Genomic DNA, 26591 nt, shown 5'->3' on the forward strand with positions numbered 1-26591 from the left:
GGGCGGCGGCCGCGCCTATCCCGCGTCCGTCGTGGTCCGCACCGGTTCGGCCGGGGCATCCGACTCGTCGTCGAGCGGGCGCCCGCGCCCGAGCGAGAGGGTCGCGAGCAGGCCGACGGCGAGGAATCCCGCGGCGGCGAACGCCGAGTACCTCGTCGACTGGCTGAACGCCTCGCGCGCCGCGTCGGCGGCCTCGGGCGAGCGCTCCTCGAGCGACGGGATGGCCGCTCCCGCGCTGTCGACCACGATCTCGACGACCTGGTCGCGGACGTCGTCCGGCATGGTGCCGTCGAGTTCCGCCGCGAGTCCCGACGAGAGCGACGTGAACAGGATGGTTCCGAGCACGGCGATGCCGAGCGCCGAGCCGAACTGCCGCGACGTGCTCTGCGTGCCCGATGCCTGCCCGCTCGCGGCCACCGGCACGTCCGCGAGGACCACGCCGGTCAGCTGCGCGGTCGCCAGCCCGACGCCGAAGCCGTAGACGAAGAGCCCGATGACGATCTGCCACCACGGCGTGTCCGGCGCGATCACGAGCGCGACGAGCACGAGGCCGACGATCTCGGCGGCGATGCCGATCCGCACGACGTGGACCGCGGGCACGCGGTGGCTGAACGCGGCCGCGGCGCCGCTCGCGACGAACGAGCCGATCGCGAGCGCGAGCAGCACAAACCCGGTCTGCAGGGCGTCGTAGCCGAGCACGTTCTGCATCCACAGCGGCAGCGACAGGATGATGCCGAACTCGCCGAGCGAGACGATGAGCGCGGCGATGTTGCCGTTCCGGAACGACCCGAGCCGGAACAGGGGGAACGGCAGCATCGTGCTCTTCCCGCGGCGCTGCCGCCGCAGGCCCCACGCGACGAAGGCGGTCGCGCTCAGCGCGGCGAGCGCGAATGCGAACGGGATGATCGAGACGTCGAGCGGCCAGGTCCAGTCGCCGATCTCGAGCGGTTCGTCGACGAGCCACCAGCCGTAGGTGCGGCCTTCGATGAGCGCGAAGACGAGGCTCGTGCTCATCACGACCGACAGGATCGCGCCGACGACGTCGATGCGCGACGGGTGCGCCGCCCGCGACTCGACGACCGTGACGAGCACGCCGATGATGATCGCGATGCCGAGCGGCACGTTGATGCCGAAGGCCCAGCGCCACGAGAAGTCGGTGGTGAGCCAGCCGCCGAGCAGGGGCCCGACGGCCGCCATGCCGCCGATGGTCGACCCCCAGATCGCGAATGCGATGCCGCGCGCGGGGCCGCGGAAGGTCGCGTTCAGGAGCGACAGCGTGGTCGGCAGGATCATCGCCCCGCCGACGCCCTGCACCACGCGGGACGCGATGAGCAGCTCGCCGCTGGTCGCGAGCGCGGCGGCGATGCTCGACAGCGCGAAGATCGCGACGCCGAGCACGAGCATGCGGCGGCGGCCGAACCGGTCGGCGAGCGTGCCGAACACGAGCAGCAGCGCGGCGAACACGAGCGTGTAGCTCTCCTGCACCCACTGGACCTGCGTCGAGGTGATGCCGAGGTCGTCGACGATCGAGGGGATCGCCACGTTGACGATCGTCGAGTCGACGATGATGAGGGCGACCGCGATGCTGATGAACACGAGGCCGACCCAGTCGCGGCGACTCGGCGCCGCGGGCGCCACGGTCGAGGATGCCGCGGGGACGGCGGATGCGGCGGGGGAGTCGGGGCTCGGGGCGGCGGTCACCGCGCCAGCCTACCCCTCCTCGCCGACATCGTTCGCCCGGTTAGCGAATGGGCGGGAGTCCCGGTCCGGTCGCGGCCGGAGCGGCTCGTCGCAGCCCTCAGAGGACCTCGCTCGAACCGGTCGGCGTCTCGCCCCGGTAGCCCCGGTAGTCGCGCTCGGGGCGGTCGACCTCGCGGTCGACCTCGTCCTCGTCGCCGATGTCGTCCGGGCGACCCGAGCGCGCACGCATCCGGCGGTTGTAGGCGGCCTTGAGTTCGTCGTAGCGCGCGTTCGACACGACGTGCCGATCGTCGTCCTTCGCCATTCGTCCCCCCGCCCGGCCCGACCGTCGCGTTCGAGCCTAGTCCGGCCCGGGCGCGTTCGCGCGGCGGACGGGCGGGCGGACGCGATGGCCGGGGCGGCCGGACTCCATGGCCGGGGTGGAGGCCGTCGGCGCGGGCGCGTACCGTGGGCGCCGGAAACCGTTCAAGGGGGAATCATGGCGAACCTCGTCGTCCACTTCGAGATCCACGCATCCGAGCCGCAGCGGCTCATCGACTTCTACTCGGCGCTGTTCGGGTGGACCTTCACGCAGTTCGGCGAGATCGAGTACTGGTCGATCGAGACCGGCGAGGGGTCGATCCAGAACGGAGGAGCCCCCGGCGCGGGCATCAACGGCGGCCTGACGCGCCGCGGCGGCACGGCCGTTCCCGAGGTGGGCGCGCCGATCAACGGCTGCAACATCGTCGTGGGGGTCGACGGCGACATCGACGCCGTGTTCGCGAAGGGGCTCGAGCTCGGCGGCCTCGCGGCGCTCCCGCTCGAGGACATGCAGGGCATCGGCCGGGTCGGCTACCTGCTCGACCCCGACAACAACGTGGTCGGGCTGATCTCGCCGGTCCTCAGCGACGGCACGGACCAGATGCCGATGCAGTCGGCCGGCTGAGCGCACCGCCTCGCCGGAACACCGGACCGGCTCCCGCGGCCGCGCGGGTCAGCGAGCCGCGAGGTACCGCCGCACCGCCTCGCGCGCGGCCGCGTGGTCGAGCACGTCCGGCTCGCCCGACATCGTGATCGTGCCGGCGACCTCGCCCGCGACGAGGATCGGCACCGACCCGCCGTGCGCGCGGAACCGGTCGTGGTCGACGTCCTCGCGCCGGTCGAACGGCGTGCCGGCCTCCTCGTGGCGGCGCCGCACGAGCAGGCTCGGCTCGCCGAACCGCTCGGCGACCGCGGCCTTGCCGGCGAGCCACGGGTCGTTGCCCGGCCCGGTCGAGCCGAGCTTGGCGACGAACACCGCGTCGCCGCGCAGCACGATGCGCACCGCGAGGTCGAGCCGGCGCTCCCGGATCACCTCGATGCCGAACAGGCCGAGCGCGACCGCGTCGTCGTTGGCGAACGCGTCGACCTCGAACCGCGGCTCGGCCTCGAGGTCGGCGACGGTGTAGACGGGCAGGTCGGGCTGGTCGGTCATCTCGGCTCCCTCGGCACGGCGGACGATCACACCCTAGCCGCGCTCCGGCCGCGCCCGAGGGGGTGCCGGATGACTCCCGATCACGTCCCGTGTTGCGTCGGGGCATCCGGTTTGCCATCGTGAACGGGTGTCAGACCCGACCATCCGCACCGCGCTCGCGCGCGTCTCCTGGAAGCGCGCCGCCTGGGCGGCCGCGGCCGCGGTCCTCGGACTGCTCGTCGTCGTCGTGGTCGCGAAGCTCCTGCGCACCGTCCCGGCGGTCGAGGCGTTCGTCGACGAGTACCCCGGCGAGGCGCCGCTGCCCGAGTGGGCGCCGGTCGGCATCCCGGCGTGGGTGGGCTGGCAGCACTTCTTCAACGCGTTCCTGATGGTCATGCTCGTGCGCACGGGGCTCATCCTGCGCTCGAAGCAGCGACCGTCCGCGTTCTGGACCAGGGACAACGCGCGGTGGCCGCGGACCGAGCGCGCACCGCGCCGGCTCGGCATCTCGCTGTGGCTGCACCTCTGGGTCGAGGCGTTCTGGGTCGTGAACGGCGTCCTGTACGTCGTGCTCCTGTTCGCGACGGGCCAGTGGGTGCGCATCGTGCCGACCGACTGGAGCATCGTGCCGAACGCGATCTCGGCCGCGCTGCAGTACGCCTCGCTCGACTGGCCGACCGAGACGGCGTGGGTCGTCTACAACGGGCTGCAGGTGCTGAGCTACTTCGCGGTCGTGTTCATCGCCGCTCCGCTGGCCATCCTCACCGGGGTCCGGCTCTCGCCGGTGTGGCCGGCCGAGGGCCGGATCGCCGGCGTGCTGAGCGAGAAGTCGGCGCGCGCGCTGCACTTCCCGACCATGCTGTTCCTGCTCGCGTTCACGTTCGTGCACGTCGTGCTGGTGTTCTCCACGGGCGTGCTCGCGAACCTCAACGCGATGTACGCGGCGCGGGACGCCGACGACTGGGTCGGGCTCGCGATCTTCGCGGTCTCGGTCGGCGTCATGGCGATCGGCTGGGTGCTCGCGCGCCCGCTCATGCTGCTGCCGGTCGCGGAGAGGACGGGCCAGGTGCGGCGGATGCCCCCGGCTCCGCCGTCGCCCGCCCAGCGGCCCGTCGGCGGCAAGGCGGGCTGACCCGCGGCGTAGACTGCGGAAATGGAGCCACCGGTCAGCACCACGCTGGTCGTCGTCGGCGAGGAGGCGGCGTCCGCGATCCGCTCGCTCGAGCGGTTCCCGAACGTGCACGCGGCGACCTTCTCCGAGCTGTCCGACGCCAGTGACGCCCAGGTCGCCCGCTGGTCCGCGGCCGGCGACCGCCCGTACGTCGTCCACGACCGCGACCCGCTCGCGCACGTCGCGGCGGCGTGGGTCGAGTTCTACGACGACCTGTCGACCTACGAGGTGCTCGAGCTCGAGATCGAGCGCGCCGTCGAGGCATCCACGCGACGGGCCATGCACGTGCCCGACTACTACGTGGTCCTGCACCCCGAGACCCTGCCGGTCACGTGGAAGCACTGGTGGCTCGGCGTGGTCGCGGTGGCCTCGCCGACGCGGGTCATCCCGTGGCCGGATGCCGACGAGTCGCTCGCGCCGCTCCTGCGCCGCCTGCCGACGGGCCGCGCGTGGCCGAAGGTCGACGCGTGGCTGCCGACCGTGCCGGGCCAGGTGCCCGACCGGGTGGGGCTCACGCCGCCCGCGGCGTAGCGCCGGGACGCCGGTGCGACGCGGCCCGCGTCGCACCGCGACACGTCTCCAGACCTTCCCCAGCCGCCGCCGGTAGGCTCGTCGGGTGCGTTACGCCCTCATCCGCCATGGCCAGACCGACTGGAACGCCGCGATGCGCATGCAGGGGCAGACCGACATCCCGCTGAACGAGACCGGTCGCGCGCAGGCGCGCGATGCCGTCGCCGCGATCGCCGCGCTGTCCGACGCACCGTGGGACCTCGCGGTGAGCTCGACGCTCGGCCGCGCGCGGGAGACCGCCGCGATCCTCGCGGACGGCCTCGGGATCGAGCTCGCCGGCACCTACGAGGAGCTCGTCGAGCAGCACTTCGGCGAGGCCGAGGGCTTGCCCGTGACCGAGGCCAGGGAACGCTGGCCGCTCCTGGACGACATCCCCGGCATGGAGCCCCGCGCCGCCCTCGGGCCGCGCGCGGTGCGCGGCCTCGACCGGATCCGGGCCGAGCACCCGGGCCGGCGCGTGCTCGTCGTCGCGCACGGCACCCTGATCCGCCACGCGCTCGCCGAGCTGAGCGGCGCGGACGCGTGGGACTACCCGCGGCTCGAGAACCTCTCGTCCTCGCTGGTCGAGGCGGATGCCTCGGGCTGGACGGTGCTGACCGTCGGCGGCGAGCCCGTGGCGGACGGGCTCGGCGGCGAAGCCGTCGCCTGATCCAGCAGGCCGCGCGCGAGGAGCGTCGCGCCGGCCACCGCGGCGGGCATCGCGAGGATCGCGCCGAACGGCACGAGGAAGCACAGCTGCGTCGCCACGCCGAACCCGAGCACGCGCGCAGGGGCGAGCCGGAGCGTCGCCCGACGCTCGCGCAGGCGCATGCCGCGCGCCTCGAAGGCGCGCCCGGCGAGCTCGCGCGCGAGGATCCGCCCCGACAGGAACGCGCCGGCCACGGGCGCGAGCACGCCGCCGACGAGCGGGATGAACCCGACCAGCCAGACGGCCAGGGCCGCGGCGATACCGAGTGCCAGCAGTTCGCCCGCGTCGGCGACGCCCCGCCAGAACCCCGCGCCGCGCTCGGGCACCTCGCCCCCGAGGTCGAGCTCGACGGCCCGCCAGATGCGCTCGTAGAACGGGTCGCCGACCGCGAGCGTGAGGGCCGTGAAGGTCATCATCGCGACGACGACCGCGGCCGCGAACGACACCACGACGAGCCCCCAGCGCAGGATGCCCCGCCACAGCGGCGTCCAGTCGTCGGCGAACGGCGTCGCCCAGTGCGCGAGGCGCGGCAGCCCGAACCCGAAGGTGACGAGCGCCACGACGATGAGCGAGAACACGAGCGCTGCGGGCACGAGCCCGAGGAGCATGAGCCCCGGATGCCGCCGCCACGTGCCGAATCCGCGGCCGAGCAGGTCGGCGCCTTCGAGGAACCCGACGATCACGCGCCGAGCCTATGCCCGCCCGATCGGTTGACGCGGGCGGCGGGCCGTGTTCGCATGGCAGGGTGACCGGCACGCCGACCGCCCGTCCGGGCGCCGTCCCGCTCGTCGACGACGACCACCTCGACGACCTCGAGCGCGGATTCGTCGCGCGCCTGCGCGGGCGGGTGCTCGAGATCGGCGCCGGGGAGGGCGAGAACTTCGGCGCGTTGCATGCGGAGGTCGAGTGGGTCGGCCTCGAGCCCGACGCACGGCGGCGCGCCGAACTCGCGACGCGCGCGCGCGAGTGGCGGCACGGGAGCGAGCCGCTCGACGCGGTCGCCGAGGCGATCCCGCTGCCGGATGCCTCGGTCGACGCGGTGCTCGGGACCTACGTGCTGTGCTCGGTGGGGGACCCGGCCGCGGCGCTCGCCGAGGTGCGGCGCGTGCTCGTGCCGGGCGGCCGGGTCGTCTTCGTCGACCACGTCGTCGCGCCGCCCGGCACGCTGAAGCGCGCGGTGCAGCGCGTCGCGACCCCGATCTCCAGGCGCGTGTGCCACGGATGCCACTGGGATCGCGACACCGAGACCGCGCTCACCGCGGCGGGGTTCGCCGCCGACGAGGTGCTCCGGCTGCGCGTGCGCTCGATGCCGTTCGGTCCCGTGCCCGTGCTGCTGTTCGACGGGCGGCGCGCCGCGGAGCGGGCATAGCGCGTCGGTCGACGCCGGTCCCGGGGTCAGCCGACCGAGTCGAGCGCGGCGATGAGGTCCGCGGCGAGGTCGTCGGGGTGCTCGAGGCCGACCGAGAGCCGCACGAGGCCGGCGGGGATCGTCTCGGCCTCGGCCGGCCAGCGGCGGCGCCGCTCGAACGTCGACTCGACGCCGCCGAGGCTGGTCGCGTGGATCCACAGCGCCGTGCGCCCGGCGAGTGCGTCGGCCGGCTCGGCGCCGCCGCGGAGCACGATCGAGACGATCGTGCCGAAGCCCGGGTACCGGACCTCCGAGAGCGCGGGGTGCCCGTCGAGGCGCTCGACCAGAGTCCGCGCGGTCGCCTCGGCGCGGTCGATGCGGACGTGGAGGGTGCGCAGGCCGCGCAGCGCGAGGAAGGTCTCGAACGCCGACGGGATGCCGCCGACGAGCGAACGCCGGGCGATGACGCGCTGGACGAGCGCGGGATCCGTGCCGACGACGGCGCCCATGATGACGTCGCTGTGCCCCGAGATCGCCTTCGTCGCGGAGTGCACCACGAGGTCGGCGCCGTCGGCGAGCGGCCGGCGCCGCGCGGGCGTCGCGAACGTGTTGTCGACGACGACGAGGGCGCCGCGCGCGTGCGCGCCGGCCACGAGCGCGGGCGTGTCGGCGAGCTCGAGCGCGGGGTTCGTGGGCGATTCGAACCAGAGCAGGTCCGCGCCGTCGCAGGCGGCGAGCACGGCTTCGACGTCGGTGAGGTCGACGTAGCGGACCGAGAGCCGGCCCATGGTCGCGCGGTCGTCGAGCGCGAGCACGGTGCCGGTGTACGAGTGCTGGGGCGCGACGACGATGCCGCCGTCCGGCACGAGGTCGAGCACCGCGGCCTCGGCGGCCTGCCCCGAGGCGAACGACACGCAGCGCCCGCCCTCGAGTGCGCCGAGCGCGTCCTCGAACGCCGTCCACGAGGGGTTGCCGTACCGGCCGTACTCGAGGTCGCCGCCGGCGACGTAGGTCGATGCGAGGTGCACCGGCACGTTCAGCGGCTGGTCGGGCACGTGCGGCGGCCGGCCGACGGTGACGGCGACGGTCTCGGGGCGGAGGTCGGCGGGGGCGGGGTGTTCGGGCGTGACGCTCATCGGATCAGCGTAATGCGGCTGGGCTCGCCGACCGGTCACGGGCAGCGAAGGCGAGTACCGTCGAGGCATGGCCGTCTCCTCGCTCCGCGGACCGAGGCGCTGATGCGCGTCGTCGTGCTCACGGGCGCCGGGATCTCCGCCGAGAGCGGCGTGCCCACGTTCCGCGACGCGGGCGGGCTCTGGGAGGGCCATCGGGTCGAGGATGTCGCGACGCCCGAGGCGTTCCACCGCGACCCCGCGACGGTGCAGCGGTTCTACGACGACCGGCGCCGCGCCGTCGCCTCGGTCGAGCCGAACGCGGCGCATCTGGCGCTCGCGCGGCTCGAGGCATCCCTCGGCGACGACCTGCTCGTCGTGACCCAGAACATCGACGACCTGCACGAGCGCGCCGGCTCGGAGCGCGTCGTGCACATGCACGGCCGCCTCGACTCGGCGCTGTGCGAATCGTGCGGCGAGCGGTCGCCGGTCGTGGGGGACCTCGGCGACCGTCCCGCGTGCCCGGCGTGCGGCCGAGCCGCGCTGCGTCCGGACGTCGTGTGGTTCGGGGAGCTGCCGTACGAGCTGGACCGGATCGACCTCGCGCTCGCCGCGTGCGACCGCTTCGTCGCGGTCGGCACGTCGGGTGCCGTGCACCCTGCGGCGGGCTTCGTGCTCACCGCGGCGGGCTTCGGGGCCGTGACGCTCGAGATCAACCTCGTCGAGAGCGAGGTGTCGCTCCTGTTCGACGAGGTGCGGCTCGGGCTCGCGAGCATGCTCGTGCCCGCGTGGGTCGACGAGGTGCTCGCGGCGGCGTAGCGGCCGACCGGTGCCGGTCGGCGGTCGTCCCCGGACATGGCGGATGGCACGGTCCGGGTCCGTGCCATCCGAGTGCCCTGCCGGCGCCGCGTCAGGCGGCGACGGTGTCCTGCGAGTGCGCGACCGCCCAGTCGAGCGCGTAGTCGGCGACTTCCTCCCAGCCGTCCTGGCTCACGATGCGGTGGGTGCGGCCGGCGAACTCCTTGTACTCGACGATCGACGGGCTGCCGGTCTTCGCGTACTTCTTCACGATCGCCCGGCCGATGGCCGGCGGGACGACGTGGTCGATCTCACCGGTGAGGATGAGCAGCGGGGCGCGGTCGGCACGGGCGTAGTCGACGTGGGTGACGCCGCCCTTCTCGTTGGCCACCGAGGCGACGCCCTCGAAGAACACGCGGTTGTACGAGTTCACGGCGTACTGCTCCCAGAGCTCGTCGGACGCGGCGCGGGGGAGGTCGTTGCCGAACGTGAAGTGGAAGTGGCGCTTGGAGAGTGGCTTGGCGCCGTTCTTGTCGAACGGGTTGGAGAGGATCGGCGTGCCGGTCCACAGGGTCGAGAGCGGCAGGGCCGTGACGCCCGCGGTCTGCCCGGGCTCGACGCCCACGTAGGCGACGCCGAGGCCGCGGTCGGCGAGCATCTGCGTGATGACGCCGCCGAAGGAGTGGCCCATGATGATCGGCTTGCGGGGGAGGGCCCGGATGATCCGCTCGTAGTGGTCCGCGATCTCCTTCAGGCCGATGCCCTTGAGGGCGGCCGGGTTCGAGCGGATGTCCTCGACGGTGCGGTCGTCGATGCCGGGCCAGCCCGGGACGAAGACCTCGTGACCGGCGGCGCGGAAGCGCTCGGCCCAGGTGTCCCAGCTGGTCGGGGTCATCCAGAGGCCGTGGATGAGGACGATCGGTGCCTTCTCGGTGGTGGTCATGGTTCCTTCTCCTCAGGTTCTGATCGCCCGGTAGAACGATCGTTCTTTCTGGTCTGATCATGAAGGTAGACCGATCGTTCTCCCTTGTCAACACCATTCCCGAAGTTTTTTCACGACCGACTTCGGACGGACACGCGGGCAGCACGAATCGGGCGCACGGAGGCGCCTCGAGCCGAGGGGGCGCTGGTGAGCCTTCGGCTCAGAACCAGAACAGCGGGATGACGAAGCCGCCGGTCGCGAGCGTCGCGAAGAACCCGACGACCGTCGCGACGAGGAGCGCGCCGAAGGCGACGTGCGAGCAGGTCGTGCAGCGCTCGCCGCCGCGGAGGCGCAGGAGCGTGGCGATCGTCGCGAGCACGACGACCGCGAAGGTCCACCAGAGCGCGACCGCGAACCGGTCGTCCGGCGTCGGGCACGCGGATGCGTCGCTCGTCGCGCAGATGGTCGGGGCCTGTCCGACCGCGAGCAGCAGGAGCGCGGCGAGGATGCCGGCGACCGCGGGCGCGACGATCGCACCGACGGAGTTCCGTCGGGGAAGGGCGGGCGCAGAACCGGTCACCCTTCCATGGTGGCTGCTCCGCGGAGCCCGACAGGTCGAGACATCCTCTCGTTATCGACTCGATAGGGCTCTGTTATCGAGTCGAGACACCGGGTCAGGAGGATGCCACGAGCTCCTCGAGCGCGTCGAGCACCGGCCGCTGCCCGGCGACCAGGAGCGGGCGCGCGTCCGCGACGGGCAGCCACTTCGCCTCGTCGATCTCGGGGTACGACGAGACGATGCCGGAGCGGGTGGGCCACTCGACCTCGAACTCGTTCGACACGACCTCGTCGACCTCGAACCCGGACGCCTCGATCGCGAACATGTGCACGGTCTTGCCCCGCGCGACGCGGTACGCGCCGAGCCCGGTCGGCGGGCCCGGCGGCGGCTCGACGCCGATCTCCTCCGTGAACTCGCGCTGCGCCGCCTCGAGCTCGGTCTCGCCGGGGTCGATCGCCCCCTTGGGGATCGTCCAGGCGCCCTCCTGCCGGCGCGCCCAGTACGGGCCGCCCATGTGCGCGACGAAGACCTCGAGCGCGGGCGTGCGCCGGTAGAGCAGCAGGCCCGCGCCCTCGATCGGCACGCGATCAGCCCTTCGGCGACTTGGCGAACGCCCAGAGCGAGGTGAGGAGCCCGAGGCCGCCCACCACGACGATCGCCCCGATCGCCGCCCACAGCAGTTGTTCCGTCGTCATCGACCCCTCCTCGCGTACGCCTGCGCCCATTCTGTCGCGCGGCGGCGCGGCAGGCCAGCGTCCGGCGGCCGCGCCCCGGTCGGCGGCGCGCGGTCAGCGACCGCGCGACCAGTCGAGCAGCCGCTCGAGCGGCCAGGTCGTGACGATCCGGTCGGCCGGGATCCCGGCGGCCTCGGCACGCGCGGCGCCGAGGGGGAGGAACCCGTAGTGGCCGGGCGCGTGCGCGTCGCTGTCGATCGAGAACAGGCAGCCGAGGTCGCGCGCGAGCGCGAGCAGCTCGGGCGGCGGATCCTCGCGTTCGGGTCGCGAGTTGATCTCGACCGCGACGCCGTTCGCCGCGCACGCCGTGAACACCGCTTCGGCGTCGAACTCCGAGGGCGGCCGGGTGCCGCGCGAGCCGCGGATCAGGCGCCCGGTGCAGTGCCCGAGCACGTCGACGTGCGGGTCGGCGACGGCGCGGAGCATCCGTTCGGTCATGACGTCCGCGGGCGACCGGAGCTTCGAGTGCACGCTCGCGACGACGACGTCGAGGCGGTCGAGCATCGCCGGGGACTGGTCGAGCGCGCCGTCCTCGAGGATGTCGACCTCGATGCCGCGGAGGATCCGCACGCCGAGTCCGCCGGATTCCTCGAGCGCGTCGATCAGGTCGAGCTGGTCCGCGAGCCGTTCGGCGGTCAGGCCGTTCGCGACCCGGAGGTTCGGCGAGTGGTCGGTGAGTGCGACGTACTCGAGCCCCGCGGCCGCGGCGGCCTTCGCCATCGCGGCGATGCTCGTCGTGCCGTCGGACCACTCGCTGTGGCTGTGCAGGTCGCCGCGCAACTGCGCGGCGAGGCCGCTCGGCGCACCGGTCGTGCCGGCCTGCTCGCGGAGCTCGGCGAGGTAGGCGGGCACGCGGCCCGCGGATGCCTCGGCGATGACCGCGTACGTGGTGTCGCCGATGCCCGGCGTCCGGCGGAGCGTGCCGTCGGCGACCTTCGCGACGACCGCGTCGGGGCCGAGCGACTCGACGATGCCGAGCGCCTTCCGGAACGCCCGTGCCTTGTAGGGGTTGGCGAGCTCGCGTTCGAGCAGCCGTGCGATCTCCTCGAGCGCCGATGCCGCGTCCATGCGCCCATCCTGCCGCGCCGGGCGCCGAAGCGCGCGCCGCACCGGGTGGTCAGGTGAGGCTACCCTAACGAAGAAATGCCGCCTGACCTGCGAAAACGCCGTCGATCGCCCTTCCGGCCAAGCGCCGCGCGGCGTAGCATCGGCCGCAACGCGGCGCTCGACGCCGCGACGACCCGCCGAGCCAGGAGGCCCCCGATGAGCATGACGATCGACGACCTGCCCCGCGTGTCCGAGTGTTCGGTGCTCGGCTGCTCCTACAACGACCACTCCAGCTGCCACGCGGCCGCGGTGACGATCGCGGGCACGCCCGGCGACGCATCCTGCGTGACGTTCATCCCGCTCGGATCCAAGGGCGGCCTCGACAAGGTCGTCTCGCACGTCGGGGCCTGCCAGCGCGCCGAGTGCTCGCACAACGACCACCTCGAGTGCACCGCGTCCGCGGTCCGCATCGGGGCCGGCGGGGACGCCGCCGACTGCCTCACCTACGAGGTGAGCTGACCCGACTCGAGCACGCTCCGCGAGGGCGTCGGCCGATCGGCCGGCGCCCTCGTCGCGTGCGGGGCATCCGAGCGCCTCGATCGAGCCGGCCGCCCACGCGCGTCACGGCACGATCCTCACGATCGCAGGTACGCCAGCTGCGCGCGCACGGATGCCTCGGCGGCGTAGCGTACGGCCGCGTCGACGTCGCCGTAGACGAGGTCGGCGACCTGCTCGGCCGTCGCATCCGCGCCGAGCCGCGCGAGTGCATCGCGCACCTGGTCGAGCCGTTCCGCCCGGTGCGCGAGGTACGCGACGCAGAGTGCGCGCAGGTCCGCGACGACCGGCCCATGGCCGGGCAGCACGCGGACCGGGTCATCCCCGCCGAGGTCGCGCAACCGCTCGAGCGACGCCAGATAGGGGCCGAGCGCGCCGTCCGGGTCGGCGATGATCGTCGTGCCCCGGCCGAGGATCGTGTCGCCCGTGAGCACGGCGCTCGTGCCGTCGACCGGATCCACGACGGCCACGCACATCGAGTCGGCGGTGTGGCCCGGCGTCGCCAGGATCTCGAGGTCGAGTCCGCCGGCGCGGATCCGCGTGCCGTCCGCGAGCGGTTCGCCGCCGATGCAGCGGTCCGGGTCGATCGCGCGGACCGGCGCGCCCGTCATCGTCGCGAACGCCGCGAGGGATTCGCTGTGGTCGGCGTGGTGGTGCGTGAGCAGGACGAGCCCGACCGGTCCGAGCCCGGCGAGCGCGGCGAGGTGCCCCTCGTCGAGCGGGCCGGGGTCGACGACGACCGCCGCCGGTGCGCCCGGTGCCCGGAGGACGTAGGAGTTCGTGCCGTCGAGCGTCATCGGGCCCGGATTCGGGGCGAGCACCCGGCGCACCGAGGGGGACACCGCCTCGCCCGGCAGCGACGGGTCATCGGCGGCCAGGGCGCCGGTCGCGTCTGCATCCATGCGGGGCAGCCTAACGCCGGCGGCCACGGCCCCGGCTCCGGCCGCCGTCGATGTCCGGGCCGGCCCCGGTCGCCCGGATGCCCCGTGGCGGAGGGTTCCGGGCGCCTCGCGTCGCGCCTAGCCTGACGGCATGCCGATCGAGGTCGGGTTCGCCGACTGGTTCGCCTGGCTCGCCGCCGGGGACTACGAGATCGCGCGGCAGGTGCTCCAGCGCGGGGTCGCCGCGATCGCGCTCGTCGCGTGGTGGTCCACGCTGAACCAGTTCCGCCCGCTCCTCGGGGAGCACGGACTGCTTCCCGTGCCGCACCTGCTCGCCGCGACCGGCGGGCACGCCCGCGGTCCGACGCTGTTCCGGTGGTGGCGCTACTCCGACCGCAGGCTCGTCGGGGTCGCCTGGACGGGCATCGTGCTCGCGGCATCCGTGGTCCTCGGCCTGCCGCAGCTCGGGCCGCCGTGGGTGCCGTTGCTGGTGTTCCTCGCGCTGTGGGCCCTGTACCTCTCGATCGTGCACGTCGGCCAGAACTTCTACGGGTTCGGCTGGGAGATGCTGCTGTGCGAGGCGCTGTTCACGGTCGCGTTCCTCGGTTCGCCGCAGGAGCCGCCGAGCTGGACCATCCTGTTCGCGGTCTGGTGGCTCGTGTTCCGCCTCGAGTTCGGCGCCGGCATGATCAAGATCCGCGGCGGACGCGAGTGGCGCGACCTCACCGCGCTCACCTACCACCACGAGACCCAGCCGATGCCGGGCCCGCTCAGCCGCACCGCGCACCTGCTGCCGCCCTGGTTCCACCGGTGCGAGGTCGTGGCGAACCACGTCGCGCAGCTCGGCGTGCCGTTCCTCCTGTTCGTCCCGGGGCCCGTCGCCGCGGCCGGTGCCGCGGTGGTCGTCGCCACGCAGGCCTGGCTCATCCTCACGGGGAACTTCGCGTGGCTGAACTGGCTCACGGTGGTGCTCGCGGCGTCGGCCGTCGGCGACCCGGTGTGGCGGTGGCTGATCCCGGCGATCCCCGCCGACCTCGGCGCCGAGGACGCCGCGATCGCACCCTGGTGGGGGATCGTCGTGCTCGGGGCATCCGTGCTGTTCGCCTGGCTCGCGATCGCGCCCGTCCGGAACCTGTTCTCGAAGCGGCAGCTCATGAACGCGAGCTTCAACCGGTTCATGCTCGGGAACGCGTACGGCGCGTTCGGCACCGTCACGAAGCGGCGGATCGAGTTCGTCGTGGAGGGCACGCTCGACCCGGACCCCGAGTCGGCCGCTGCGGACTGGCGGGAGTACGCGTTCAAGGGCAAGCCCGGCGACCTCCGGCGGATCCCCGCGCAGTGGGCGCCCTACCACCTGCGGCTCGACTGGCTCATGTGGTTCCTGCCGCTCGGTCGCGCGTGGGAACCGTGGTTCGAGCGGTTCCTGCGCCGACTGCTCGAAGCGGATGCCCCGACCCTGCGCCTGCTCGCCCACGACCCGTTCCACGGGACCCCGCCGACGGCGGTGCGCGTGCACGCCTACCGGTACCGGTTCGCGACGCACGAGGAGTTCCGGCGCGACGGGCGTCGGTGGGTGCGCGCGCTCGAGTACGAGGTGGTGCCCGCGTCCCGGCTCCCGGGGTGAGCGCCGTTCTACAACGGCCGGGTCACGAACCGGCGCCGGGCGGTTGCAGTGTCGGCGGCCTCGGGTAGTCTCGCTGGACGCGCGGTGACCCGCTGCGTTCGAGGGGGGCCTCTTCGGTGTCCCCGACCACCCAGGAGGAACCGTGACCGACGCGCCGCCCGCCGGCTCGCCAGAGGCCGTGCTGACCGAGACGGCACTGGACGATGGCGTGCGCGACGAGGCGGCGCTCCTCGAAGCCGAGCTCGACGAGGCGGTGCGGGACGAGGCGGAGCTCCTCGAGGCCGAGTTCGACGACGTGGAGCTCCTCGAAGCCGAGCTCGACGACGTGGAGCTCCTCGAAGCCGAGTTCGACGATCCGACGGTCGACGAGACGGCTGCGTCGGCGCCCGGGGCAGCGCCCGAGGCGGCGCGCATCGACCCGGTCGCGTTCCCGCAGGGCGGCCAGGCCGGGCGCTACCGCGCGAGCCGCGTCATCGGCATCGGCGGGATGGCGGACGTCTACCTCGCGCAGGACACCGTGCTCGGCCGCGAGGTCGCCGTGAAGGTCTTCCGGGCCGAGCCCGACGGCCCCGCCGACCGGCTCGGCCGCGAACGAGAGATCCGGCTGCTCGTCGGCTTCAACCACCCCGGCCTGGTCGGCGTCTTCGACGCGGGATGGGTCGGCTCGGGCGACGACGTCCGCCGATTCGTCGTGATGGAGCACGTCCCGAACGGCACGCTCGCGCAGCGCATCGCCGACGGCGGACTCTCCGAGCGGCAGGTCGCGGACATCGGCGCGCAGACGGCCGACGCGCTCGCGTACGTCCACGCCCGGTCGGTCATGCACCTGGACGTCAAACCCGACAACATCCTGCTCGACGACGAGCCCGCGCTCGGCTACACCGTGCTCGCCAAGCTCGCCGACTTCGGCGTCGCGCGGATCGTCGACGCGACCGAGCTGGTCGGCGACGGGCCCGTCGTGGGCACGGCCGCGTACCTCTCGCCCGAGCAGGCGCGCGGCGAGGACGCCGTGCCCGCGAGCGACGTCTACGGGCTCGGGCTCGTGCTCCTCGAGTGCCTCACCGGCGTGCGCGAGTACGGCACTGGCACGGCAGTCGAATCCGCGCTCGCCCGACTCGAACGTGCGCCGCAGATCCCCGCCGACCTTCCCGCCGACTGGCGCGGGATCCTCGCGGCGATGACCGCCGACCACCCCGCGGCGCGCCCGAGCGCCGACGAGGTCGCCGCGGCGATGCGCGACCTCATCCGTTCCATGGTGCTCCGCGAGCGCGGCGAGCCGGCGCACCACCCGACTTCGGCCCGGCGCGCGGGGCGCCTCTGGAGTTCGCGCCGCCCGCGGGTCTAGCGTCGAGCCATGCGGATCGATGCGAGCCTCCGGCGCCGGGCGAAGGCCCCTGCGGCGCCTCCGCCCCCGGTGGCGGAGATCACCGGCGATGCCGATGTCCGAGCGCCAGAGGTGAAGATCAGGGCGTTCCGGATCGGATTCGTGGGCGCGCTCGGCGTGCTCGCCGCGCTCATGCTCGGCGGCGTCGTCGGCCAGCTCTCGACCGTCATCCTCTACGTCGTGTTCGCGCTGTTCCTCGCGTTGGGGCTCGACCCGCTGGTCACCATGCTCGAGCGCTGGATGCCACGCTGGGTGGCGATCCTCCTCATCGTCGCGGGCGTGCTCGGGGTGGGCGCGCTGCTCGTCGCGACGATCGTGCCGATCATCGTCGACCAGACCGCCTACGTCATCGACCACTGGGAGCAGATCGGCGAGGATGTCGCGAACAGTCCGCTCGTCCTCTGGTTGCAGGGCCTGTTCGGCCCCGACCTCAACCTGCCGACCCTGATCGAGGACGCCATCACCTGGCTGTCGGACCCGGCCAACCTCGCGTCGCTCGGCGGCGGCGTGCTCGCCGTGGGAGCGGGCATCGCGGGCGGGTTCACGGGCGTCGTGATCGTGCTCATCCTGATGCTCTACTTCATGGCGTCGCTGCGGTCGATGGAACGGTACTCGGCCCGGTTCGTGCCGGCGTCGTCGCGCGCGCGGTACCTCGACCTGACCGACGACATCACGAGCTCCGTCGGTCGCTACGTCATGGGGCAGGCCGCGCTCGGCGCGACCAACGGCGTGCTGAGCTTCATCTACCTGTCGATCATCGGCGCGCCGTCGCCGATCCTGCTCGCGTTCATCGCGTTCCTCTGCTCGCTCGTCCCGCTCGTGGGCACGCTCACGGGCGCGATCGTCATCTCGCTCGTCTGCCTCGTGGCGTCCCCGCTCACCGCGCTCGCGGCGATCATCTACTACCTCGTCTACATGCAGGTCGAGGCGTACGTGATCAGCCCGCGGATCATGAACAAGGCGGTCGCGGTGCCGGGTGCGCTCGTCGTGATCGCGGCGGTCGCTGGCGGCACGCTGGGCGGGGTCCTGGGTGCACTCGTCGCGATCCCCGTCGCGGCGTCGCTCATCATCATCATCGAGAAGGTCGTCTTCCCGCGGCAGGACGCCATCTAGGCGGTCCGACCCAGTCGGCCGGACGCGACGATGCGAGCCGGCCCAGGGGGGCTGGGCCGACCGCATCGCGCCGCCGGATCGGTCGGAGCGTGGTCGGCGGTGCCGACGGTTCGATGACGACCACCCCGGCGTTCGCCCGGTGGCCGAGTCCGGCAGTCGAGGATCCCGGGCGACGGTCGCCCGGGCGCGCCGCAGTGCGGCTCGGTGGAGCTTTCGAGCCGAAATGTACGCCCGCCGCCCGCCGCCCACAAGGCTGCGGGGTCGCACGGTCGCGTGCGGCGTCGGGTCCCTGCGGCGGGAGCGAAACGACGGATGCCACGGGCATCGTGCCCGTGGCATCCATCGTGTGGTCCGCGACCGGGCCGGGGCCCGGCCGCGGGTGCCGGATCAGGTCCGGACGGTGCCGCCCGCGCGGACCCGGGAGAGCGCGTCGACGGTGGCGGCGAGGATGAGCACGCCGCCGGTGACGGCGTAGTTCACGCCGGCCGGGAGGTTGAGCAGGCCGAGGCCGTTGGTGATGACCGCGATCACGAGCGCGCCGATCGCGGCGTGCAGGAGTCGTCCGCGTCCGCCGAAGAGGCTCACACCGCCGACGACGGCCGCTGCGACGCCCGAGAGGACGAGGTCGCGACCTGCGGCGGCGTCGACCGAGCCGACCTTGCTGATCATGAACAGGCCCGCGACGACCGAGAGGGTCGAGCAGACGATGAACGCGGTCCAGCGGATGAGGACGACCTTGACGCCGGCGCGGCGTGCGGCTTCGGCGTTGCCGCCGATCGCGTAGATGTACCGGCCGTACCTGGTGCGGTCGAGGACGAACGTGCCGATCCAGAGGATGGCGAGCACGATCGGGACCACGATGGGCACGCCCTGCACGGCCCGGATGGACTGGCCGCGGTCCTGGTTCAGGACGTAGACGACGATGCCGCCGATCACGGCGATGACGCCGAGCTTGATCCACACGAGCGCGATCGCCCGGTTCGGCACGCCCGCGCGGGCGCGTCGTGCGCGGTCCCAGAACGAGGTCGTCGCGCTGACGGCGATCATGATCACGAGCAGCGCCCAGCCGGCCCAGACCGGCAGGTTGCTGTTCTGGATCGCGAGGATCTCGGGGATCTGCACCCGGTAGAGGCCGCCGGATCCGATGATCATGAGCTCCAGGCCCTGCAGGCCCAGGAACAGGCCCAGGGTCACGACGAACGACGGGATCCCGACCCTCGCGACGAAGAACCCGATGAAGCTGCCGATCAGCAGGCCGGTCGCGAACGCGACGAGCAGCGCGAGGATCCAGTTGATGCCCTGCACGTTGACGAGCACGATGAAGATGCACATCGTGACGCCGGCGGTCACGCCCGCGGACAGGTCGATCTCGCCGAGCAGGATCACGAACACGAGCGCCATGCCGAGCATGACGAGCGTGGCCGCCTGGGTCATCAGGTTCGCGAAGTTCCGCTCGGTGAGGAAGAACGGGCTGAGCGCCGAGAACAGGATGCTGAGCACGATGAACCCGCCGATGGCGGGCAGGGCGCCCATCTCGCCGCCGCGGACGCGCTGCAGCCAGGCGCGGACCTGGTCGCCGACGCCGCCTTCGACGCCGGAGCCGATCAGGTCGCCGGCGATCGGGTCGGGGGAGGCGTTCGTGCGCTGTGCTTCGTTCGTGGTCATGCTGCCGCACCTCCCTGGGTCCGGGTGCCGGTGATGTAGCCGACGACTTCGTCGCGCGTGGTCTCGGCGGTCTCGAGCTGGGCGACCATCTGGCCCAGGTACAGGACGCTGATGTGGTCGGCGACCTCGAACACGTCGGCGAGGTTGTGGCTGATGATGATCACGGCGACACCCTGCGCGGCGAGGCGCTTGACGAGCTGGAGGACCTGCTCGGTCTGCGCGACGCCGAGGGCTGCGGTCGGCTCGTCGAGGATCACGAGGCGCGCCTTCTTCAGCACGGCGCGCGCGATCGCGACGGTCTGGCGCTGCCCGCCGGACAGGCTCGAGACCTTCTGGCGGACGCTCTTCACGGTGCGCACCGAGAGCGAGCGCAGCGTGTCGGATGCGTCGCGCTCCATGCGCCCTTCGTCGAAGGTGCCGAAGCCGGTCTCCTCGCGGCCGAGGAACATGTTCTGCACGATGTCGAGGTTGTCGCATAGCGCGAGGTCCTGGTAGACGACCTCGATGCCCAGGCGCGCGGCCTCGCGCGGGGAGTGCAGCACGACCTCCTCGCCGTCGAATCGCACGACGCCGTCGTCGTACGGCTGGACTCCGGCCAGGCCCTTGATCAGGGTGGATTTGCCGGCGCCGTTGTCGCCGACGAGGGCGGTCACCTTGCCCGGATACGCGGCGAGGTCCACCCCCTTGAGCACGCTGACGGGGCCGAAGCTCTTCACGACCCCGCTCAGCTCGATGAGTGGCACATCCATGCCGGGTTCCTTTCAAGACGACGCTGTCGGCTCCCAGTGTGACACCGGGGGAGCGCGACGGGTGGAACGGCGCGGGGCCTCGGGCCGAGCGGCCCGAGGCCCCGCGTTGCGGAGCGGGTCAGCCTGCGCTGATGCCCTGTGCCTCGCACGCGGCTGCGACCTCACCGGCGCACACCTCGGCGGCGTCGGCGTCGCCGGCGTCGATGACCGTGCTGACCTGGTCGGGGCCGACGAGGATCGGCGTGACCGCGATGTACGGCGTGCCGTCCTCGAGCTCCTGGTCGGCGGTCGGGGTCTCGCCGTTGAGCAGGTCGATCGCGAGCTTGACCGCGGCGTCGGCCTCGAGCTTCACCGGCTTGTAGACCGTGGCGGTCTGCTTGCCGAGGAGCACGTTCTGCAGGCCGGCGACCGAGGCGTCCTGACCCGAGACCGGAACGACGAGGCCGTTCTTGTCGAGGATCGTGATGACGCCCGCGGCGTTCGTGTCGTTGGCGACCCAGACCGCGTCGACCACGCCGCCGAGCGAGGTCAGCGCCTGCTCGAAGTTGGTCGCGCTCTTGTCGCCGTCCCAGACCCCCGGCGGCTCGGCGGCCGGCGCGATGCCCGCGGCCTCCATGACCTCGACGGCGCCGTCGTGGAACATCTTCGCGTTGCCGTCGGTCGGGTCGCCGCCCATGTAGACGACCTTCGCGCTGGCCGGGTCCTTGCCGGCCGCGGCCAGGCCGTCCAGGATCGACTGGCCCTCGAGCCGGCCGACCTCGACGTTGTCGAACGACACGTAGTAGTCCGCGCCCTCGATCGGACGGTCGTAGGCGATGACCGGGATGCCCTCGGCCTTGGCCTTCTCGGCGACCGCGGCGCCTGCGCCGTTGTAGTCGACGAGCAGCATCACGCCGCAGCCCTTGCTGAGCTGCTGGTCCGCGATGGTCGCGTACTTGTTCGTGTCGCCCTGGGCGTTCTGGATGTCGGTCTCGAACCCGGCGCCCGCGAGGCCCTCTTCGAGGTACTTGCGGTCCAGCGTCTCCCATCGCGGCGAGGACGCCGCGTCGGGCAGGATCACGCAGGCGCGGGCGGCGGCTTCGCCGCCACCGCTCTCGCCTCCATCGCCGCCGCTGCTCGAACAGCCTGCCAGCAGCAGTGCCGAGACGCCGGCGACTGCTGCGACTGAGACCAGTGAAGTGCGCTTCACGGTGCTCTCCTTCAACAAAAGGTGAGGTCGACCCCTCGTGGTGCACCCGTCATCTTCGGCGGGGGCAGGATCATATTGGCGCAGATCCGGCCCCGCGGAAAAGCCGTTTGATAACGGTCACATAACTTACTGACAGGTGAGTAAGCATGCTTGGCCAGCATTCAGGCGGGAAAGCGAATTCCGCGATCTCGAGCACGCCGGACGACTTTGTTGCGAACGGCTGCAATTTCGGATCGGACGCCCCTCGTCCCGGCTCGACGGGCTCTCCGGCGGCGGGTGAGCGCGCTCTCCCGGAATGCCCTGAAGCGCGTCAGAACCAGATCGACAGGAGCGGTTCGCGCTCGGCGGCGAACAGCCGGTCGGCGAGCGCGAGCGACCCGCGCGCGTGCTCGGAGATCCGGCCTGCGCGTCCGAGCGTCGTCGGACGCACCCCGCCGAGGAGGATCGACCCGAGTTCCTGCACGCCGAGGCCGATCCCGTGCTGCCGGCGATTCCGTCGGCCCGAGGACGCGGTCGCGGCATCCGCGCCGTCGAGGCGGCGCACCTCCGGGCGCCCCTCGCCGTCCGCTTCGACCTCGAAGGACCCGGCGGCGTGTCCGAGCGGGTCGCGCACCTCGAGGACCAGGCTGCCCGGCCCGCCGAACCGGCGGCCCGCGAGGGCGGCGACGGGGTCGAGCACGCGGACCCAGAGGTGGTCGCCCACCTCGTGGAACGAGATCGCGCGCGGATCCTCCACGAGCCAGGAGATCGGCTCGTCGACCGAGCGGAGCGGCGCGCGCACCCGGGTGATGAAGTCGTGCTCGCACAGCACGCGCCACATCGCCCGCTCGGCGTCGTCGGTGGCCGCGGCGAAGAACCCGACCTCGAGCACGCCCGGGCGGTCGGGTTCGCGCCGAACCCGGTAGGTGGCGAACCCCTGCGCCTGGCCGCGCTCGTCGTCGTACCGGACCGCACGGATGTGGCGGGCCGATTCGGACTCGGGATCGACGAGGCCGAGCACGTGGTCGAGGAGTCCCGGCCAGCGGTCGATCTCGCCGGCCGTGCGAGCGACCGCCCGCCGTGCGACCGCGGGCGCGTCGGCCGCGAGCGAGGCCGGCTCGACGAGGTGGCAGCGGCCCGGGGCATCCCGACCGGTCCAGTGCACGCGGGACCGGTCGATCTCGAGCGTCGCAGCCCGGGCTGCGGGCGCGTACCCGAAGCGGCCGTAGATCGTCGCCTCGGTCGCCGTGAGCACCGCGACGGCGGCGCCCGCGGCGCGCGCGTTGGCGAGTTCGGCCTCCATGAGCGCGCGTGCGATCCCGCGCCGGCGGTGGGTCGGAGCGACCGTGACGCTCGAGACGGCCCAGGCGTCGATGCTGCGGCCACCGGGCATGCTGAGGCCCGTCGGCCATCCGGAAACGGTCGCGACCGGGAAGTCGGGGTCCGCCGAGGCCGGGTCGTAGACGCCCTGGAGTCGGCGCTCGCCGAACACGCGGCGCTGCGCATCGAGTTCGCCGGCGTGCGGCCTCGCCTGGTGGAAGCCGCGGAAGTCCGCGCGGACCCACCTCGTCAGCGCGTCGGTATCCTTCGCGTCGAGGAGCCGGTACTCGAGTCCGCGCTCGCGCAGTGCGATCGCTGCGGCTCGGTCGAGGGGGATGCGATGCGGATCGAACGACACCGATCCAGCGTATCGAGGGCGGTCGGCTCCACCGGCGCTCCTCGACCACTCGGCCGGGGCAGCCGGGCGGTCCGCGATCCGGGGCTGCGCTGCGTCCCGGCGTGCGGCAGAATGGCAGGATGACCGGGCAAGCGCTTTCCAGCATGGATCCCATCGCGCGAGCGGTCGACGGCGCGCACCCCGGCCGGTCGGTCCTCCGCCTGCTCGGCATGCACCGACGACGCGTGCTCGCGGCAGTCGGATTCTTCGCGCTGAAGGACACGCCGCTCTGGCTCCTGCCGGTCGTCACCGCCGGCATCATCGACGTCGTCGTCGCGGGCGGCCCGCTCGGCTCGCTCTGGCTCTGGGCCGCGCTCGCGGTCGCCGCGCTCCTGCAGAACTACCCGGGCCACGTCGCGTACACGCGCCGATTCATGGGCACCGTCCGCGCGATCGGCGCCGACCTGCGGAACGCGCTCGCGGCCCGCCTGCAGGCGCTCTCGATCGGATTCCACACGCGGCAGAACTCGGCCGTCGTGCAGACGAAGGTCGTGCGCGACGTCGAGAACGTCGAGGTCATGCTCCAGCAGACGACGCATCCGCTGCTCAGCGCGACCATGGTGCTCATCGGCGCCGTCGTGATGACCGCGATCAACGTGCCCGCGTTCCTCCCGGTGTACGCGCTGGCGATCCCGCTCGCGGTCCTGCTGCGAGCCATCCTCAACCGACGCTCGCGCGAGCGGAACGAGCACTTCCGGCGCGAGGTCGAGCGGTTCAGCGCGCGCATCGGCGAGATGGCGACGCTCATGCCGATCACGCGCGCGCACGGGCTCGAGCACGTCGCGGTCGGCCGCGTCGCGTCGGGCGCAGAGGGCGTCCGCAGCGCCGGCCTCAGCCTCGACCTGCTCAACGGGCGCTTCGCGTCGCTGAGCTGGGTGAGCCTGCAACTGCTCACGGTCGGATGCCTCGTGCTCGCGGCGTGGCTCTCGATCACCGGGCTCCTGCCGATCACGCCCGGCCAGGTCGTGCTGCTCAGCTCGTACTTCACGCTCCTCACGGGCGCGGCGACGAACCTGCTCATGCTGCTGCCCGTGATCGCGCGCGGCACCGAGTCGATCCGATCGATCGCCGAGGTGCTGCAGGACCCCGACCTCGAGCACAACGAGGGCAAGCGCGCCGTCGGCGAGGTCGCCGGCGCGCTGCGCCTCGACGACGTGCGCTTCGGCTACCCCGACGCCGACGCGCCCGCGCTCGACGGCGTCGACCTCGACATCCGCGCCGGCGAGACGATCGCGTTCGTGGGGTCGAGCGGCTCCGGCAAGTCGACGCTGCTCAACCTCGTGCTCGGGTTCCTGCGCCCCACCGACGGCCGGGTGCTGCTCGACGGCGTCGACATGGAGGACCTCGACCTGCGCACCGTCCGACGCTCGGTGTCGGTCGTCCCGCAGGAATCGGTGCTGTTCGAGGGCACGATCCGCGACAACATCGCCTACGGGCTCGGCGACGTCGACGACGCGCGCGTGCTCGCGGCGCTGCGCGACGCCAACGCGCTCGAGATCGTCGAAGCGCTGCCCGACGGCTGGGACACCGTGGTCGGCGAGCGCGGCGCGCGGCTCTCGGGCGGCCAGCGCCAGCGGCTCTCGATCGCGCGGGCGCTCGTGCGCGACCCGCGCATCCTCCTGCTCGACGAGGCGACGAGCGCGCTCGACCCCGACAGCGAGCGCAAGGTCAAGGAGGCGCTCGGCCGGCTCATGCGCGGGCGCACGACCCTCGTAGTGGCGCACCGGCTCTCGACGATCCGTTCCGCGGACCGGATCGTCGTGCTCGAGCACGGGCGGGTCGTCGAAGTCGGATCGCACTCGGAGCTCCTCGCGCGCGGCGGGCGGTACGCCGAGCTCGACCGGGTGCAGTCGGCCTGAGGCGTGCGCGGTCGCGGGCGTTCCGGCCCGTGAGACCGCGGTCAGCCCCCGACGTGCGGCCCGAGGTGCCGATGCACCGCCGACATCACCGCGGAGCCCTCGCCGACGGCCGCGGCGACGCGCTTGAGCGACCCGCGGCGGACGTCGCCGACGGCGAAGCATCCCGGCAGCGAGGTCTCGAGCGACTCGGGATCGCGTTCGAGTGGCCAGGCGGAGGCATCCTGTTCGGCGATCTCGGCGCCGGTCAGGATCGATCCCCACTGGTCCCGCAGCACCGCCCCGCCCAGCCAGTCGGTGCGCGGCCGCGCGCCGATCGTGATGAACAGGCCCTGTGCGGGACGCGAGTCGCGCGTGCCGTCGCCGTGCTCGAGCACGACCTCCGCGAGCCCGCCGTTCGCGCCCGCGGCGACGTCGACGACGCGCGAGTCGCCGATCACGCCGACGCCCGCGGCGTCGAGCTCGTCGAGGAGGTAGCGCGACATGCTCGCGGCGAGGCCGTCGCCGCGGACCACGAGCGCGACCGACCGCGCGAACCGCGCGAGGTGCAGCGCCGCCTGCCCGGCCGAGTTGCCGCCCCCGACGACCAGGACGTCGTGGCCGGCCTGCCCGCGCGCCTCGACCGAGGAGGCGCCGTAGAACACGGATGCCCCGACGAACCGGTCGAGCGCCGGGACCGCGAGCCTGCGGTAGTCGACTCCGCTCGCGATGATCACCGCCCGCGCCCGCACCTGCTCGCCGCCGTCGACCGCGAGCCGGAACCCGCCGTCGGCGTCGGCCTCGAGGCCCGTTGCCCGGCGCGCGAGCGCGAAGCGCGCGCCGAAGAGCCACGCCTGCCGGTAGGCGTTGAGCGCGAGGTCGGCGCCCGGGACGCCGCGCGAGAAGCCCAGGTAGTTGCGGATCAGCGAGCTCGCGCCCGCCTGGCCGCCGAGCGAGGCCGCCTCGAGCACGAGCGTGTCCAGGCCCTCGCTCGCCGCGTACACCGCCGAGGCGAGTCCGGACGGGCCGGCGCCGACGATCACGACGTCGACCGGACGGTCGGGCAGGTCGGTGCGCAGGCCCGCGGCGCGCGCGAGCGCGGCGTCGTCGGGGTCGACCAGCACCTGCCCGAGTTCGGTCGCGACGATGGGCGGCGGGGCGGAGCCTCGAGACGCGTCCGCCTCGGCGTCGGCGGGGGTGTCGGCGAGGCCCGCGTGCGCCAGGAGCTCGCGCGCCTCGGGGTCCGACGGCGCGAGCGTGCGCACGCGCGCGCCGGTGCGGTCCAGGCGCGCGCGGAGCGCGTGCGTCCGGGCGAGCGACAGGTCCCCGACGAGCGTGTACCCGGGGCGGTCCGCGCCCGTGGCCCGGGCCCAGTCGCGCAGCAGTTCGGTGACGCCGCGGTGGAACGCCTCGTCGGGCGCGTGCCGCGGCACCACGAGGTACGTCTCGATCTGCCCGCGCGCCATGAGCCCGTGCACGGTCGCGGTCACGTCCTCGTCGCCCCACGCGCCCCAGTCCAGGAGGAGCGCGCGGCGCGCGTCGGGGAACGCGTGCCGCAGCTCGGCGAGGAATCCCTCCTGCCCGTCGGCCGCGTCCAGGCCCGCCATCGCGATCGCGATCGCGCGGCCGGCTGCCGCGAGCTCCGCGGCCGCGGCGCGCGCCGACGGGGCATCCGGATGCTCCTGCACGTCGTAGTCGCGGCCGTACCGCCGCAGGAGCTCGCCGACCACGTCCGAGCGTCCCTCGCCCGCGACCAGGATGACCGGCGCCCCCGCCGGCGCACGGCTGGCGGCCATGTCCCGCGTCCTCTCGCGCGGC

Annotated in this window: 25 protein-coding genes and 1 pseudogene; 11 read left to right on the plus strand and 15 right to left on the minus strand. The window is 73.2% G+C overall.

Going from position 1 to position 26591, the window contains the following annotated elements:
* Positions 1 to 15: 15 nt before the first annotated feature.
* Positions 16 to 1638, minus strand: a complete 1623-nt coding sequence (locus ACDF64_RS09390) for an MFS transporter (RefSeq protein WP_394555096.1) — start codon at positions 1636 to 1638, stop codon at positions 16 to 18.
* 160 nt (positions 1639 to 1798) lie between these two features.
* Positions 1799 to 2005, minus strand: coding sequence for a hypothetical protein (locus ACDF64_RS09395; RefSeq protein WP_394550686.1), 207 nt, complete (start codon positions 2003 to 2005; stop codon positions 1799 to 1801).
* 174 nt (positions 2006 to 2179) lie between these two features.
* Between ACDF64_RS09395 and ACDF64_RS09400 the strand changes: the two genes are divergently transcribed.
* Complete coding sequence (locus tag ACDF64_RS09400; protein ID WP_394550688.1) at positions 2180 to 2626, plus strand: VOC family protein; 447 nt, start codon at positions 2180 to 2182, stop codon at positions 2624 to 2626.
* Positions 2627 to 2674: 48 nt separating this feature from the next.
* Here ACDF64_RS09400 and ACDF64_RS09405 read toward each other — a convergent pair whose 3' ends face one another.
* Positions 2675 to 3154: a heme-binding protein gene (locus ACDF64_RS09405; RefSeq protein ID WP_394550690.1), complete on the minus strand. Its 480-nt coding sequence runs from the start codon at positions 3152 to 3154 to the stop codon at positions 2675 to 2677.
* Positions 3155 to 3281: 127 nt separating this feature from the next.
* Between ACDF64_RS09405 and ACDF64_RS09410 the strand changes: the two genes are divergently transcribed.
* The 3 genes and pseudogenes from ACDF64_RS09410 to ACDF64_RS09420 all read left to right on the plus strand — a co-directional run.
* Positions 3282 to 4265: a cytochrome b/b6 domain-containing protein gene (locus ACDF64_RS09410; protein ID WP_394550692.1), complete on the plus strand. Its 984-nt coding sequence runs from the start codon at positions 3282 to 3284 to the stop codon at positions 4263 to 4265.
* Positions 4266 to 4286: 21 nt separating this feature from the next.
* Positions 4287 to 4835: a hypothetical protein gene (locus tag ACDF64_RS09415; protein WP_394550694.1), complete on the plus strand. Its 549-nt coding sequence runs from the start codon at positions 4287 to 4289 to the stop codon at positions 4833 to 4835.
* 139 nt (positions 4836 to 4974) lie between these two features.
* Positions 4975 to 5415, plus strand: a pseudogene (locus ACDF64_RS09420) (histidine phosphatase family protein); the annotation flags it as partial.
* On the opposite strand, the gene ACDF64_RS09425 reads toward ACDF64_RS09420, so the two are convergent.
* The gene (locus ACDF64_RS09425; RefSeq protein ID WP_394550695.1) at positions 5403 to 6245 is read right to left on the minus strand and encodes an EI24 domain-containing protein; all 843 of its coding nucleotides are present in this window, start codon (positions 6243 to 6245) and stop codon (positions 5403 to 5405) included. The pseudogene ACDF64_RS09420 and the gene ACDF64_RS09425 overlap by 13 nt on opposite strands.
* 62 nt (positions 6246 to 6307) lie before the next feature.
* Here ACDF64_RS09425 and ACDF64_RS09430 point away from each other — a divergent pair, with 62 nt between their 5' ends.
* Entirely contained in the window at positions 6308 to 6931 is a 624-nt protein-coding gene (locus ACDF64_RS09430) for a class I SAM-dependent methyltransferase (RefSeq protein ID WP_394550697.1), read from the plus strand.
* Between the two features lie 26 nt (positions 6932 to 6957).
* On the opposite strand, the gene ACDF64_RS09435 is transcribed toward ACDF64_RS09430, so the two are convergent.
* Positions 6958 to 8046, minus strand: a complete 1089-nt coding sequence (locus ACDF64_RS09435) for a trans-sulfuration enzyme family protein (protein WP_394550699.1) — start codon at positions 8044 to 8046, stop codon at positions 6958 to 6960.
* A gap of 102 nt (positions 8047 to 8148) precedes the next feature.
* On the opposite strand from ACDF64_RS09435, the gene ACDF64_RS09440 reads away from it, so the two are divergent.
* The gene (locus ACDF64_RS09440; RefSeq protein ID WP_394550701.1) at positions 8149 to 8841 is read left to right on the plus strand and encodes an NAD-dependent deacylase; all 693 of its coding nucleotides are present in this window, start codon (positions 8149 to 8151) and stop codon (positions 8839 to 8841) included.
* Positions 8842 to 8932: 91 nt separating this feature from the next.
* Here the strand turns inward: ACDF64_RS09440 and ACDF64_RS09445 are convergent, their stop codons facing one another.
* From ACDF64_RS09445 to ACDF64_RS09460, 4 genes are all read right to left on the minus strand, one after another.
* Entirely contained in the window at positions 8933 to 9763 is an 831-nt protein-coding gene (locus tag ACDF64_RS09445) for an alpha/beta hydrolase (protein WP_394550703.1), read from the minus strand.
* A gap of 199 nt (positions 9764 to 9962) precedes the next feature.
* Complete coding sequence (locus ACDF64_RS09450; RefSeq protein WP_394550705.1) at positions 9963 to 10322, minus strand: hypothetical protein; 360 nt, start codon at positions 10320 to 10322, stop codon at positions 9963 to 9965.
* 94 nt (positions 10323 to 10416) lie between these two features.
* Positions 10417 to 10884: an NUDIX domain-containing protein gene (locus ACDF64_RS09455; protein ID WP_394550706.1), complete on the minus strand. Its 468-nt coding sequence runs from the start codon at positions 10882 to 10884 to the stop codon at positions 10417 to 10419.
* Positions 10885 to 11089: 205 nt separating this feature from the next.
* On the minus strand, positions 11090 to 12103 hold the full coding sequence (locus tag ACDF64_RS09460) for a PHP domain-containing protein (RefSeq protein ID WP_394550708.1): 1014 nt from the start codon (positions 12101 to 12103) through the stop codon (positions 11090 to 11092).
* A gap of 195 nt (positions 12104 to 12298) precedes the next feature.
* On the opposite strand from ACDF64_RS09460, the gene ACDF64_RS09465 reads away from it, so the two are divergent.
* A complete protein-coding gene (locus ACDF64_RS09465) occupies positions 12299 to 12601 on the plus strand; it encodes a DUF1540 domain-containing protein (protein ID WP_394550710.1) in 303 nt (100 codons plus the stop codon).
* Between the two features lie 116 nt (positions 12602 to 12717).
* Here ACDF64_RS09465 and ACDF64_RS09470 read toward each other — a convergent pair whose 3' ends face one another.
* Positions 12718 to 13539, minus strand: coding sequence for an MBL fold metallo-hydrolase (locus ACDF64_RS09470; RefSeq protein ID WP_394550712.1), 822 nt, complete (start codon positions 13537 to 13539; stop codon positions 12718 to 12720).
* Between the two features lie 130 nt (positions 13540 to 13669).
* Between ACDF64_RS09470 and ACDF64_RS09475 the strand changes: the two genes are divergently transcribed.
* The 3 genes from ACDF64_RS09475 (at position 13670) to ACDF64_RS09485 (ending at position 17639) form a co-directional block, all read left to right on the plus strand.
* Positions 13670 to 15142, plus strand: coding sequence for a lipase maturation factor family protein (locus tag ACDF64_RS09475; RefSeq protein WP_394550714.1), 1473 nt, complete (start codon positions 13670 to 13672; stop codon positions 15140 to 15142).
* 142 nt (positions 15143 to 15284) lie between these two features.
* A complete protein-coding gene (locus ACDF64_RS09480) occupies positions 15285 to 16487 on the plus strand; it encodes a serine/threonine-protein kinase (RefSeq protein ID WP_394550716.1) in 1203 nt (400 codons plus the stop codon).
* A 9-nt stretch (positions 16488 to 16496) separates the two neighbouring features.
* Positions 16497 to 17639 carry an AI-2E family transporter gene (locus ACDF64_RS09485; RefSeq protein ID WP_394550718.1) on the plus strand — a complete coding sequence of 381 codons (1143 nt, stop codon included), beginning with the start codon at positions 16497 to 16499 and terminating at the stop codon, positions 17637 to 17639.
* A 387-nt stretch (positions 17640 to 18026) separates the two neighbouring features.
* Here ACDF64_RS09485 and ACDF64_RS09490 read toward each other — a convergent pair whose 3' ends face one another.
* The 4 genes from ACDF64_RS09490 to ACDF64_RS09505 all read right to left on the minus strand — a co-directional run bounded on the left by ACDF64_RS09490 (position 18027) and on the right by ACDF64_RS09505 (position 22899).
* On the minus strand, positions 18027 to 19304 hold the full coding sequence (locus tag ACDF64_RS09490; protein ID WP_394550720.1) for a sugar ABC transporter permease: 1278 nt from the start codon (positions 19302 to 19304) through the stop codon (positions 18027 to 18029).
* Positions 19301 to 20053 (minus strand): ATP-binding cassette domain-containing protein, encoded by a 753-nt coding sequence (locus ACDF64_RS09495; RefSeq protein ID WP_394550722.1) that lies wholly within the window; start codon positions 20051 to 20053, stop codon positions 19301 to 19303. Before ACDF64_RS09495 ends, ACDF64_RS09490 begins: the two co-directional genes overlap by 4 nt.
* A 118-nt stretch (positions 20054 to 20171) precedes the next feature.
* A complete protein-coding gene (locus ACDF64_RS09500) occupies positions 20172 to 21242 on the minus strand; it encodes a sugar ABC transporter substrate-binding protein (protein ID WP_394550723.1) in 1071 nt (356 codons plus the stop codon).
* Positions 21243 to 21552: 310 nt separating this feature from the next.
* Positions 21553 to 22899, minus strand: coding sequence for a GNAT family N-acetyltransferase (locus tag ACDF64_RS09505; protein WP_394550725.1), 1347 nt, complete (start codon positions 22897 to 22899; stop codon positions 21553 to 21555).
* Positions 22900 to 23018: 119 nt separating this feature from the next.
* Here ACDF64_RS09505 and ACDF64_RS09510 point away from each other — a divergent pair, with 119 nt between their 5' ends.
* Entirely contained in the window at positions 23019 to 24797 is a 1779-nt protein-coding gene (locus ACDF64_RS09510; RefSeq protein ID WP_394550727.1) for an ABC transporter ATP-binding protein, read from the plus strand.
* A gap of 41 nt (positions 24798 to 24838) precedes the next feature.
* Here ACDF64_RS09510 and ACDF64_RS09515 read toward each other — a convergent pair whose 3' ends face one another.
* On the minus strand, positions 24839 to 26569 hold the full coding sequence (locus ACDF64_RS09515) for an NAD(P)/FAD-dependent oxidoreductase (RefSeq protein WP_394550728.1): 1731 nt from the start codon (positions 26567 to 26569) through the stop codon (positions 24839 to 24841).
* Positions 26570 to 26591 lie beyond the last annotated feature (22 nt).

The sequence above is a fragment of the Agromyces sp. MMS24-JH15 genome (genome assembly GCF_043518605.1).
Taxonomy (GTDB): domain Bacteria; phylum Actinomycetota; class Actinomycetes; order Actinomycetales; family Microbacteriaceae; genus Agromyces.